This is a genomic window from Colwellia sp. 6M3, assembly GCF_014077595.1.
Classification (GTDB): domain Bacteria; phylum Pseudomonadota; class Gammaproteobacteria; order Enterobacterales; family Alteromonadaceae; genus Cognaticolwellia.
The window spans coordinates 41,377-52,803 of record NZ_JACGWF010000023.1 but is presented as its reverse complement, the minus strand read 5'-3'; the positions used below and the strand labels follow the sequence as shown (position 1 = coordinate 52,803).

Here is an 11,427-nt window from a genome sequence, read left to right as displayed (position 1 = left end):
ATTATTGTTACTTCTTTGATTATTTCTTGATTGTGTATTTTTTGATTTAAATCGCAAATTTTATATGTAATTACATTGGTATTTTTAGCCTTGTTCAAACTTATTATTTTTTAATAGGTGCTGTTTACTGAATAAAAAATAAAATCAACCTATTGATTAATAAGGATTAAATAAAGTCACTCTAGAAGAGCATTACTTAAAAGTGCGAATTCGCACTTTATTAAACTGCGAAAACAGTGACTTTATAGCTATAAATTCGCAGTTTTATTAAAAAGTAAATAACCTATTGGCTACTGTCGCTAAAGGACTAAAGTGAAATTTTCTCTCTACCTTTAATTCCGTGCTTATATGTAAAAATTTGCAGCTCTCTAGTACTTAATTGACTAGCTAATAAAGCAATAGCTTCGATTGTAATTGAGCGATTTAAATATCTCTCCCATGGTTCAACCATCCGTTTTCCTAGCTTCTCTAGTAAGGCCTCGGTTTCATCCGATAAGGTGACAGTGTATTGCTTTTTAATTCGTGGCATTTTTGTTTTCCTATAATTGTATTTAAGTGTTAGTTGTTTGAATTATTAAGGAGCTGTTAAGCAGTTAATCTATTGACTCTATAAATCTTTTAACCTACTCGTTCCATAATCACTTACTCCACGTGGACGATTTCCTTTAGATTCATTTTTAGCTAAATAACTCAGACGATAAATCACCCTTTGCATTGATTTGCTATCGTCGCGTTTAATCATGTAACCATTGTTCTTTGGATAATAAGGGCTGAAGTGGTTCAATGAATCACAGACAGAATCTATAATTTTTCCAAAGCCAAATGATTTCCAAGTTTTATGCCCATTTAAAAAGAGCACATAATGATAATGTGAAGTCTCTGCTGATTCTGTTTGCTCTCTAACCCACACATAGCCAATATCACATTTGTATTTTTTACTTAACCTCCGGTTGAGCCTATCTCTAAATTTACTAATCATTTTGTTGTTATAAGTTTCAAGGCAGAAGCGTAAATCAAAGCGTATGGCAAATACCTTTGAGTACCGTCTTAACATTTGAAATAGTTGATCAAATATTTTGACCATTATTTTTTTATTTCTCCCTTCTTTAAATGACATCACTTGCCAAATATTCTCTTCATAGATAAAGGGCTCTGTGCGAAAAAAACAAGCCATAATATTAGTAATAACCTGCGTCAAAGTTCATTGATAAATACCAACGCCACTTATTTATAGTAGGACTTAGCTGATTTTTAATTAAATTTATAAGGTGTAAAATCGACATTATTGCTTCATCTTATTTCATGTTGTTTCATCTGAGGATATAAAAAAAGGTAAGCATGTTACCTTTTAAACATTGATGCGATTAAACTCTATTTAGCCAATCTTCGTAATCCCTTTGAGCCCAGCCGATAGTCCGGTTGTTATAAATAATCGGCTTAATAAAAGTTCCATTTCTTGACCAACGGTAAAGCGTTACTCGGCTGACATTGAGCAGCCTTATCATTTCATCAATTCGAATGATACGGTCTACTGGTTGTCTTTCAGAAACAACATTGCAATTGTGTTCTTTGGATTTATTTGATGTGAAAAGCATGAATAACTCCTTAAACAGTATGAAGTGATTCGACAAATTTAAGGAGTTCACTCAAGCGCCAGCCGACAGAATGAGAAGATAGCCTAACGCGTTTTGGAAATTGATTTTTTCTTTCGAGCTGGAAACACTGAGAGCGACTTATCGCGGTGATTTTTTCTCGCTCAGCTTCTTTGACTATTCGATCATAGATAGGTGCTAAACCGATAGTTTCACGTAACAGTATTGCTGGGTTTGGTTTGTTCATGCTGTATCCACTTAGGTTGGTTTGAGTTAGTTAAGTGAATAGTAGAGATGATATGCGGGTGTAAACATTGCCAAATCCAAATTCGATTTAGCAATGTTTTGATGATGCATTTTTTAGTAATGAGAGTGTACCAATACATATTATTACTTATATAATCCGATAATATTTTTTACTTTTTGATCTCTAAAGTCAGGATTGCTACGTAAATATATTTGGGAGATATTAATGTTTTGGTAATTTAAGTATTCAGTGAAATATTTTTTATGTAATTGATTTAAAAAATAGTATTCACTTTGGCTGCCGTTAAATAATATTTTATTAAATACAGGGAAAGAAAGCTTTTTAATAATGTTAATAGAATGTTCAAACTGAAAGCTCTCAGGTACATATAAACCACTCTCATACATTTCACGTAGTGGGTCATTATCTTTAACATGTTTATAAATGGTCCATATTCTTAAATCTAAATAAGGGATTATTTTTTGCCTAATAATATTTTTAAAATATAACTCGGCTTTTCCAGAGTTAACTCTACTAGGCTCCTTAATGTTAAAAACTTTTCTAGATTCTTTTAGTACATCAGAAAACATGCTAATTAGTTCTGTATCAGTGTAACCCTCTAAATTTAATCTTAGTAAAAGGTCGTCGCGTGTAACATCAGAACCATGGAATACTGCCGTATAAGGATTACAGGCTTTACACTTGTTAGGCATAGAAGGAAGGTCATATGACTGTTTAAGTTTATGTTGTTCTACGTAGCTTTGGCAACACTGACAAAGTGACTTGAAATTAATGTAGCTATCATTTTCTTGATAAAATTCTGATTCAACCTCTTCCGCAAACAATTGAAAGCATTCATCACATAAGTTTTCTGTGAACCCTTTACCAAAAACAGACGATGCTTTAACAATGTATTCAGGCTCTTCATCAGTCAATTCAGTTACAGTGGCATAATGTCGTAATTCACAATCAGTAAGTGCTGAAATACCAGGAAGTTCAGTAAGACATTTACAGTTATCTTTCTTAAGTTCCGATTTAGAGGTAACCCTTACTATGGGCTTGCCTGAGATAATCCCCTGCCATTCATCAGTATTTGGAAATATATGAAAAGTATCTTCGGGATCTTCTTCTATGGTTGAATAAAACTGTATTCGAAATAATAACTGATCTAGCAATTGCTGAAGTGTTAAATCGAGTAAACAATCATAGTTTTTTAATTTAAACCAATCGAGTTGCTCTAATATTTCTAAATCTTTTTTCTTTATGGTTCTCATAAGTTCACTATTAATATATTAAGAGTTTATTATTGGCTCAAGGTAATCGGCTATTTTTGTATGCGCTTCTAGCCTTTCATCTAAATAATCATAACGATCATAGATCCCTTCAACGCCTTTTAATTTATGATTTAGGCATCGTTCTGAAACGTGACCATCCACCTTTTGAGAAGATGCTAAACTCTTAAATGTGCGTCGTAAATCATGTGGAGAAAATGGCTTGATGTCGCCCATTAAATTAGTGGGTTGTATTTTACGCCCAGCTTCATGACCAAACATTGATGAAATAGCTCTATTTAGTGTATCGTCGCCCATATGTGGCTTTTTAGAGACTCGACGCGCAGGGAATACATAATCAGAACCACATGATCTTATTTTTAACTCGTTTAGCCACTCAATGATTTGGCGTGGCAGTGGAATTGTTATCGGCGCGCCTGTCTTACTTCTACCTTCGGGCAAATGCCATAGGGCTTTATCTATTTCAAATTCATCCCATTTAGCACAGCAAAGCTCACTTTTTCGTACGCCTAAAGTAATAAGTAATGCACAGGCTAAATAATTATCACGATTAAACTTTCCTATATTTTGTTTAAACATCTGAAATACATGTTTAATTTCATCTATTGTTAAGCATCTATCTCTGCTTTTTTCAACTCCGCCAGCATCTGTAACAGTAAAAGCGCTGGCGGGATTATGATCGATTAATCCTAATTTAATTCCATGGCGAAATAATTGTTTGAGATACATTAAAGTATCATTAGCAATCGTTGGCCTGGCATCAGATATGCTCTGAATAATTTCACGGATTTTAAGGGGTTTTACTTGATCAATAGGAATATTACCAATAAATGGTTTTACATCCTTTGTATAAACTCGTTTTGGTATGTTTGGATGCTTAAGTCGTTTCGCTATGTCGTTCTCAAACCAATCTTCAAATAAATCATCCACCAACTTAATCGATTGCTCTTTAATTCGTTGTCGAGTTATAAGTGGATCAGTACCTAAATTTATTTCACGTTTTTTAATGGCAACATCGGCTTTAGCATCAGCGAGTGATAAATCAGGATACTTCCCTAAAGTGATTTCTTTTCTCTTTCCATAAGCCGTATAACGAAGCATCCAATAAGGTGTCGCTGAATTTCTCACCACTAAATATAAACCATCGCCAATGGGATGGCGCTTTGGTTCACCTTTTATAAAGCTTTGAATTTGTTTAGCTGTTATTGATTTTGACATTTGCCCACCATATAGGTTTTTACGAATTTATTTGCTCACCACTTTGCCCACCGACAATAATACAACTTACACAAACAAATGAAAACAACTAGAAACAAAAAAGCCCCGATAAACGAGGCTTTATGTACTTGTCAGTACGTGAGCGAATATATCAATACGTTATTCAATATTCTGGATCTGCTCGCGCATTTGCTCAATCAATACCTTTAACTCTACCGCTGAATTAGTGATGTCAGCATTAATAGATTTAGAGCCTAAAGTATTCGCTTCGCGATTAAACTCTTGCATCATAAAGTCTAAACGTCGGCCTTGTGCGCCGCCCTTTTTCAAGATGCTGCGGGTTTCTTTTACGTGGCTAAATAGACGGTCAATTTCTTCATCAACATCCATTTTTTGCGCGAGTAATACTAGCTCTTGCTCTACGCGTGAAGATTCTAGTTCGATGTTAGCATCTGCAAATTTGTCGGTAATGCGTTTGCGTTGCCATGCAATGATTTCTGGCATATGGCCTTTAACAATTTCGGCTTGCTCGACAATGCCGTCTAAGCGTTGTTCGATAAGCACTTTCATGTTGGTACCTTCATCTGCTCGGGCAACAATAAAGTCTTCTAGTGCTTGATCAAAACCGGCAAGAATTTCAGCTTGAATGGCATTCATGTCTGACTCTTCGGCTTCCATTACGCCAGGCCAGCGCATGATTTCAAGCGGGTTAATTTGGCTATTCAATGTTTGCTCATTGATCCAATTGGCATGTTTTAACAAATTTTCAGCAAGCGCTGTATTCATTGATAAATTGCTTTTTTCACCCGGATTAGCGTTAAATCGTAAATTACACTCTACTTTTCCGCGGTTTAGTTGTTTACGAAATCTTTCACGTAAAACTGGCTCTATGCTTCTGAATTGTTCAGGTAAGCGAAAGTAAGTTTCAAGGAAACGTTGATTCACACTGCGAATTTCCCAAACTGCATTGCCCCAGTCGCCTTTAATTTCATGACGAGAGAATGCTGTCATACTATGGATCATAGAATTGCCTAAAGAGTTAAAGTTAACATTGAGGTGAATTATGCCCTAGCTGATACTTGGTATCTAGTTTAATAGGGATAAGTAAGCAAGATTATGCCTTAATAACCTTGCTGTTTACTGCCTTAAGCATTGGCTTTTTGCCAACGCGATTTAATATGATCAGCCACACGAAATGAGTTGGCATATATAGTAAACGTGTACGGCACACTGCCACCTGTTGGCATAAATGAAGCATCGGTAACAAATAGGTTTTCAACTTCATGGGTTTCGCAATTTTTATTCAACACTGAGGTTTTAGGATCATGTCCAAAACGACAACCACCTGCCATTAAGTTGGATGCGGGTGCACTGCTAATCGATGATGAAATGTTTGTTGCGCCCATTTCGCTTAGCAGTTTTTCCGCTTTTTCAGCTAAGTATTCACCTACATCTAAATCATGGTTATGCGCGCCAATACGTATTTTAGCCACTTGGTCGCCCCACTTGTCGGTAACGTCTTCATCTAAATCAACAAAACAATTGTCGTTGGGTAGCCAATCGTTAAACACTTCAAAACGCAGTGTTTTATAAGTTGTAAATTCAGCTTTCATGCTTTGCTTTAGTTCTTCGCCCCAAATTAACTGTTCGCTACCTTGGTTTTCGTCGTATTGCCATTTTGTGCTTTGCGCACGTGATATTGGATTTTGATAAAACAAGAAATCGATCGTGCCACCTTTGGCTTTGCCGTTGCGATTAATACCATTAAAGGCTTTATCGTCAATTTGATACCAATCTTGTAAGGCGCGGTTTATAAAGGGTCCTACTTGCGTTAGTTGTGCCTTTTTTTCTGCCGTTAAGTCTTTATAGAAAAAATCACCTCGGCCAGTACCACCACCGCTAAAGATTAAATTTTTTCCTACATTCCCAGAATTATTTGCTAGACCATTAGGGAACTTTTCACCTTTTGATGCCAGTAATAAGCGAGAGGTTTCTACCGCTTGGCAAGCCACCACGTAATATTTGGCTTGAACCACTTTTTCCCGCCCTGCTTTGTCATAATAATGCACGCCAGATATTTCACCTTTGCTATCGGTAGCAATTTTATAAACTTTTGCATGTGGTGTAATGGTGCAATTACCCGTAGCAACCGCATGATTTAATAATGCCGCCCTACCACTGCCTTTTGCGCCTGACGAACAACCGTAGCTACTGCAATAACCTGAATACTCACAGCTATTTCTGCCCATTGCAGGTTGCGAAAGTATTGCTCGTGGTACAGGTACAGCATGATAGCCAATGTTTTTTGCACCCTCATCTATCCACGAAGAAATTGCATGTTCAGCAACAGGAGGATAAGGAAAGTCAGTGGAGCGAGGTTCTTGATGTGGATGTTTTGTCACTCGGCCTGATACGCCAACAACTTTTTCTACTAGTGCATAATAAGGCTCTAGTTCATCATAACTCAACGGCCAATCTTCAACATTAGCCCCTTCAATTGCGCCAAATGCTGTTTTTAAATGGAAATCTATCGGTTTTAAACGATGAAAATAGCCACTCATAAAGTTTGATGAACCGCCAACTACGGTACCATTCCAAAAGCTCCAACCCGACTCACTGGTTGCTTCACCTTGCCAGTAACTTTCGCCAGCGTCATTTTCATATTCTTCTTCAATGACATGCTGTTCATCTTCAAGTTTGGGGTTGTAAACATCACGCAAGCTAATGGCTAATTCATCTTTGTAGAATTCTTTTTCGGTTAACCAAGCACCTTTTTCTAGCACTAAAACTTTTGCGCCTGCATTGGCTAAGGTATAAGCCACGGGTGATGCGCCGGCGCCACTGCCTACGATACAAATATCATATTTCATGCTTTTTTAGTTCCTATTTGCGAGCGAATATATTGCTGGTGACTCACCACTTGTGTGCTTGATTTACTTGTTTTAGCAACCAGGTCCGCCTTGTTATTAACAATAGGCTGTTGACCCGGTAACTCGTAATATCGCTTACCTGCAGGTGGTAGCGGAAAACCTGCTTGGTGATCTAACCATTGCCAGCCTATACCGTTCGGGTTACCACCGTAACTTGGCGGTGAAAGCATCGCTTCAAAAATATAACTCACTAAATTACTTAGCCAATTTTCACCCGCTCGTGAGTTACTTATTGCTCGCAATGTTTTTTCTTTTTCTGCCAGTGTCAACGCTACAAAGTTTTTCTGTAATTGGCTTTGACTAAAACCATTTAGCCAACCAACGCCTTTGTAGATAAATTCTATTTCGGCATTATCTGTGGGTTGTTGATGCACAACATTATATAAATATTGCGTTACTTGAATTTCATTTGCACTTGGCCCGGTTGGTGAGTCTGGCAACAAATGCGCGAGCACGGCATCAAGGGTTAACCAAGGATCAGTTTGTAAAACTTTTGCTAATTGCTCGTTGGCTAAAGCAGACCAAGCTTTTAATGGCATAGCAGCCACCATAGTTGCGCCTGCAGCAGACTTTAATGCACTGCGTCGTGACACTTTTTTTTGTAGCCATGTTGGCGTTCTAAAACCTTCATCAAAAAATGACGTTACTTGCGATATGGTTTTGCTAGCCACTTTTTTTCGGACTATATTTTTAGCTGTTTTTATTGGTGTCATGTACATTTTCCTTATTATTTTTTACCTGCCACTTTGCTAAAAAACTCAGCCAGTATGTTTCAGAATATTCCAATTTATCAAGCAACTCTGCGGTATCTTTTGATAGTAACATTTGCCCTGTGCTGGTTGAAACATACATATGAGGATAGCCTTGCACGGGCGGTAACGACTTCATGAAGGCTTCGTTTTCGTTACTGTCGCTCACACTCACTTTAAGTAATACATAATTATTATGTAAAGCTTGGTAAATTTTCGGATGCTTTTCTAAAAAGGCATCCATTTTATGACACCAAGTACACCAGTTACCGCCGATTTCGATTAATACATTTCGATTAGTTTGCTGCGCTAAGGTAATGGCCGCTTGTGCATCTTTAAATGGGTCGCGTTTATCGTCATACACCTTACTAAAAAGAGGTAATTCATTTTCTAATTCAATAGAAACTATACGCGCAGACTCTTGCGCACTTGATAAGTTAGTAAACAATACACTAGATAAAATCAATACAAAAAACAGCTGAAATTTCATAATTACTCTCAATTTCGTTAACGGGCAAAGGCAGCTAACAACAAACACATAATAGTATGACCTTAGTTTAATTAACTATATTTCAAAATACTTGTCAGGTCATTATGTCAAATTGCCATCCGAACGATTATAATGCGCAGCAATTATATTACGATAGGAAATTCAACATGCGTCCAAGCGGCAGAACTTTAGGGCAAATTCGCCCAGTAACTATTACTCGTCAATTTACAGCTCATGCAGAAGGCTCCGTGCTTATTGAATTTGGTGATACCAAAGTTATTTGTACTGCAACAGTTGAAACTGGCGTTCCACGTTTTCTTAAAGGCCAAGGTAAAGGCTGGATAACTGCCGAGTACGGCATGTTACCTCGCTCAACTCACACCCGTATGCGACGCGAAGCGGCTAATGGCAAACAAAGTGGTCGTACATTAGAAATTTCTCGATTAATTGCTCGCTCTTTACGTGCTGCGGTTGATTTAGTCGCTTTAGGCGAAAACACAATTACGGTTGATTGTGATGTTATTCAAGCTGACGGTGGCACACGTACTGCTTCAATTACTGGCGCTTGTGTAGCCTTAGTTGATGCGTTAAATCATATGCGAGCTAAAGGTATTATCAACAACAACCCTCTTAAGCACATGATTGCTGCTGTTTCTGTTGGTATGTATAAAGGCGAAGCCGTGTCTGATTTAGATTATGTTGAAGATTCAGCTGCCGATACAGACATGAATGTTGTAATGACAGAAACAGGTAAGCTAATTGAAGTGCAAGGCACCGCCGAAGAAGAGCCATTTAGCTTCGACGAAATGCAAGAAATGCTGGCACTAGCCAAAAACAGTATTAACGAACTGTTTGATATACAAAAAGCCGCTTTAAACTAAGCTATTTAGGAGTTAATAATGAAAGATTATCAACGCGAATTTATTGAGTTTGCCTTAGCTAAACAAGTATTACGTTTTGGCGAGTTTACATTAAAATCAGGCAGAACGAGCCCTTACTTTTTTAATGCAGGCTTATTCAATACCGGTCGTGACTTAGCTCGTTTAGGACGTTTTTACGCAGCAGCACTACAAGATTCAAAAATTGAATATAACTTGTTATTTGGCCCTGCTTACAAAGGCATACCGATTGCCACCACCACAGCAGTGGCACTTGCAGACAGTTATGATATAGATATGCCTTATTGCTTTAATCGTAAAGAAGCTAAAAAGCACGGTGAAGGCGGCAGTTTGGTTGGCTCTGCACTTGAAGGCAAAGTGATGTTGGTTGATGACGTGATCACCGCAGGTACTGCTATTCGTGAATCAATGGAAATTATTCAAGCACATGGCGCTGAATTATCAGGTGTACTTATCGCCTTAGATAGACAAGAAAAAGGTCAAGCTGAACTTTCTGCAATTCAAGAAGTAGAACGCGACTTTCATACTAAAGTCATTTCTATCGTGACCTTAGCAGACGTGATCAGTTACTTAGAAGAACAACCTGGCATGGTTGATAGCTTAGTCAGTATTAGAAAATATCGTGAAGACTACGGTATTTAGTTTGTAAGTTGCCTTACAACTCGATCGAAAAGCCTGCAATTTGCAGGCTTTGGGTTTTGTACAAACTTTTAGATTAGGCGATTAATTCAAACTGATAGCTTGGTGACTTGTCGTAAGCTTGATTGATATTTGAATAAAATTGTTCAATTCGACCCGCTCTTTGATCAACGGCTAAAGGCCGACTTGGCGCAATTGTTTCTTGTGCCGATAAGGTCTGCTCTATTTGTCGATCAAAAGCTTTACTACTTTCATTATTTGCAAAGCTCTCATCACTTTGCAGTATGCTTTTGTCACGGAATAAATCACCGTCTTTATATTCTTCTTCTGTATTTTCAGCATTGGCATTCGCATTAACTAGTTCTGCTTGCGCCTCTAAAATAATACTCGCTGCTGAGGCTGCTACTCGAATATCTTGTGAAGATGGGTCAGTTGGCGCTAAAGCCGCCGCCTGAACTTTATTCATTTTAGCGATCGTTTCTTTAGGTTCGCCAGCAATCGGCGTTAAGTCTACTGAGACCTCACCTTCAACAGCGTACTTTTTACCATTGGGACCCGTTTCATATGAGTAGTTCGGCGCGCCAGTGAACGCACCACCTACTGATGCATGAGCCCTTTCATGATTACGTACTTCTTTATCGCGACTTTCTAAACTGCGAATAACTTCTTTTTCTGCTACTACTTCTGCATCAGACTTTTGAGAGTTGCTTGTAGAGTCTCGACCTTGTTTTGAATCTGCAGAGTTTTCACCATCTTTTTGTTCAGAATCTTGGCCTGAACTTTCATTGTTTCCAGCGTTACGGCCTGAACCATTGCCAATAACATCGTTAGCAAGTTCTGCTTGCTTGCGTAAACTAGCAAAATCTACTTGTTGATTATTTTGCGCAGGTGTACGACCCCGCTCTTTATCTGAAGCAACCCCTTTTTCCGCGGCTGATTGGCTCGATGGCTCGGGCCGTGTGATGATTTCTCTTTGTTGATTATCACGGCGCAAGCTATCAGTCTGCAGGTTTACAGCAGTTTGTACGGGAACTTGATTGCTTTGTGGTGTGATATTCATAGTGGCTAAACGCGAACGTCCAATAAAGTCCCTAGGTTTTCATCAGCTGACTCTATAACGTTAGCAGACGCTTTAGCTTGAAATTCTGCCACACGTAATTCAACCACTGATTGTGTAAGGCTTACTGTGTTGTTTGAAAGCTGAGGAGATGTATCTGAAATTTGATTACTACTTTGCCCACCTATACCATATGTTTCAGGTGTTATACCTACGTTGGTGGCTATATTTTCAGCAGCTTCATAGGCACTTTCAGTGGCTTTTTGAAAGCCTTGAAGGCCAGTATTAAAAGCGGATTGAATTTCCATAAAACT

At 38.1% G+C, this 11,427-nt stretch carries 14 protein-coding genes; 2 read left to right on the top strand and 12 right to left on the bottom strand.

The genetic code is table 11. From position 1 onward, the window contains the following. Nucleotides 1-307: 307 nt before the first annotated feature. The 10 genes from H4J50_RS07325 to H4J50_RS07280 form a co-directional block, all read right to left on the bottom strand. Complete coding sequence (locus tag H4J50_RS07325; RefSeq protein ID WP_182255393.1) at nucleotides 308-529, bottom strand: hypothetical protein; 222 nt, start codon at nucleotides 527-529, stop codon at nucleotides 308-310. Nucleotides 530-607: 78 nt separating this feature from the next. Continuing rightward, nucleotides 608-1,117, bottom strand: a complete 510-nt coding sequence (locus tag H4J50_RS07320; protein WP_182255391.1) for an inovirus-type Gp2 protein — start codon at nucleotides 1,115-1,117, stop codon at nucleotides 608-610. A 247-nt stretch (nucleotides 1,118-1,364) separates the two neighbouring features. Next, on the bottom strand, nucleotides 1,365-1,595 hold the full coding sequence (locus H4J50_RS07315) for an AlpA family transcriptional regulator (protein WP_182255389.1): 231 nt from the start codon (nucleotides 1,593-1,595) through the stop codon (nucleotides 1,365-1,367). A gap of 10 nt (nucleotides 1,596-1,605) precedes the next feature. Continuing rightward, a complete protein-coding gene (locus H4J50_RS07310) occupies nucleotides 1,606-1,839 on the bottom strand; it encodes an AlpA family phage regulatory protein (protein ID WP_182255387.1) in 234 nt (77 codons plus the stop codon). Nucleotides 1,840-1,982: 143 nt separating this feature from the next. After that, complete coding sequence (locus tag H4J50_RS07305; protein ID WP_182255386.1) at nucleotides 1,983-3,113, bottom strand: DUF6387 family protein; 1,131 nt, start codon at nucleotides 3,111-3,113, stop codon at nucleotides 1,983-1,985. A gap of 18 nt (nucleotides 3,114-3,131) precedes the next feature. After that, complete coding sequence (locus H4J50_RS07300) at nucleotides 3,132-4,349, bottom strand: site-specific integrase (RefSeq protein WP_182255384.1); 1,218 nt, start codon at nucleotides 4,347-4,349, stop codon at nucleotides 3,132-3,134. 159 nt (nucleotides 4,350-4,508) lie between these two features. Then, a complete protein-coding gene (locus H4J50_RS07295; protein WP_182255382.1) occupies nucleotides 4,509-5,372 on the bottom strand; it encodes a YicC/YloC family endoribonuclease in 864 nt (287 codons plus the stop codon). A 122-nt stretch (nucleotides 5,373-5,494) separates the two neighbouring features. Next, a complete protein-coding gene (locus tag H4J50_RS07290) occupies nucleotides 5,495-7,219 on the bottom strand; it encodes a GMC family oxidoreductase (RefSeq protein ID WP_182255380.1) in 1,725 nt (574 codons plus the stop codon). Then, a complete protein-coding gene (locus tag H4J50_RS07285) occupies nucleotides 7,216-7,992 on the bottom strand; it encodes a gluconate 2-dehydrogenase subunit 3 family protein (protein ID WP_182255378.1) in 777 nt (258 codons plus the stop codon). The genes H4J50_RS07290 and H4J50_RS07285 overlap by 4 nt, the downstream gene beginning before the upstream one ends. After that, complete coding sequence (locus H4J50_RS07280) at nucleotides 7,970-8,518, bottom strand: thioredoxin family protein (RefSeq protein WP_182255376.1); 549 nt, start codon at nucleotides 8,516-8,518, stop codon at nucleotides 7,970-7,972. Before H4J50_RS07280 ends, H4J50_RS07285 begins: the two co-directional genes overlap by 23 nt. A gap of 167 nt (nucleotides 8,519-8,685) precedes the next feature. Here H4J50_RS07280 and rph point away from each other — a divergent pair, with 167 nt between their 5' ends. Continuing rightward, nucleotides 8,686-9,399, top strand: coding sequence for a ribonuclease PH (gene rph, locus H4J50_RS07275; RefSeq protein WP_108454601.1), 714 nt, complete (start codon nucleotides 8,686-8,688; stop codon nucleotides 9,397-9,399). Between the two features lie 18 nt (nucleotides 9,400-9,417). Further along, a complete protein-coding gene (pyrE, locus tag H4J50_RS07270; protein WP_182255374.1) occupies nucleotides 9,418-10,059 on the top strand; it encodes an orotate phosphoribosyltransferase in 642 nt (213 codons plus the stop codon). Between the two features lie 73 nt (nucleotides 10,060-10,132). Here the strand turns inward: pyrE and H4J50_RS07265 are convergent, their stop codons facing one another. Together H4J50_RS07265 and H4J50_RS07260 are read right to left on the bottom strand one after the other, a co-directional pair. Further along, a complete protein-coding gene (locus H4J50_RS07265) occupies nucleotides 10,133-11,116 on the bottom strand; it encodes a putative metalloprotease CJM1_0395 family protein (RefSeq protein WP_182255372.1) in 984 nt (327 codons plus the stop codon). Nucleotides 11,117-11,121: 5 nt separating this feature from the next. After that, nucleotides 11,122-11,421, bottom strand: coding sequence for a hypothetical protein (locus H4J50_RS07260; RefSeq protein ID WP_108454595.1), 300 nt, complete (start codon nucleotides 11,419-11,421; stop codon nucleotides 11,122-11,124). Nucleotides 11,422-11,427 lie beyond the last annotated feature (6 nt).

Coding starts and splice junctions, on each gene's coding strand:
- H4J50_RS07265 (WP_182255372.1), bottom strand. CDS start 11,116: ATGAATATCACACCACAAAGCAATCAAGTTCCCGTACAAACTGCTGTA.
- H4J50_RS07260 (WP_108454595.1), bottom strand. CDS start 11,421: ATGGAAATTCAATCCGCTTTTAATACTGGCCTTCAAGGCTTTCAAAAA.
- H4J50_RS07285 (WP_182255378.1), bottom strand. CDS start 7,992: ATGACACCAATAAAAACAGCTAAAAATATAGTCCGAAAAAAAGTGGCT.
- H4J50_RS07305 (WP_182255386.1), bottom strand. CDS start 3,113: ATGAGAACCATAAAGAAAAAAGATTTAGAAATATTAGAGCAACTCGAT.
- H4J50_RS07300 (WP_182255384.1), bottom strand. CDS start 4,349: ATGTCAAAATCAATAACAGCTAAACAAATTCAAAGCTTTATAAAAGGT.
- H4J50_RS07325 (WP_182255393.1), bottom strand. CDS start 529: ATGCCACGAATTAAAAAGCAATACACTGTCACCTTATCGGATGAAACC.
- rph (WP_108454601.1), top strand. CDS start 8,686: ATGCGTCCAAGCGGCAGAACTTTAGGGCAAATTCGCCCAGTAACTATT.
- H4J50_RS07295 (WP_182255382.1), bottom strand. CDS start 5,372: ATGATCCATAGTATGACAGCATTCTCTCGTCATGAAATTAAAGGCGAC.
- H4J50_RS07320 (WP_182255391.1), bottom strand. CDS start 1,117: ATGTCATTTAAAGAAGGGAGAAATAAAAAAATAATGGTCAAAATATTT.
- H4J50_RS07315 (WP_182255389.1), bottom strand. CDS start 1,595: ATGCTTTTCACATCAAATAAATCCAAAGAACACAATTGCAATGTTGTT.
- H4J50_RS07310 (WP_182255387.1), bottom strand. CDS start 1,839: ATGAACAAACCAAACCCAGCAATACTGTTACGTGAAACTATCGGTTTA.
- H4J50_RS07290 (WP_182255380.1), bottom strand. CDS start 7,219: ATGAAATATGATATTTGTATCGTAGGCAGTGGCGCCGGCGCATCACCC.
- pyrE (WP_182255374.1), top strand. CDS start 9,418: ATGAAAGATTATCAACGCGAATTTATTGAGTTTGCCTTAGCTAAACAA.
- H4J50_RS07280 (WP_182255376.1), bottom strand. CDS start 8,518: ATGAAATTTCAGCTGTTTTTTGTATTGATTTTATCTAGTGTATTGTTT.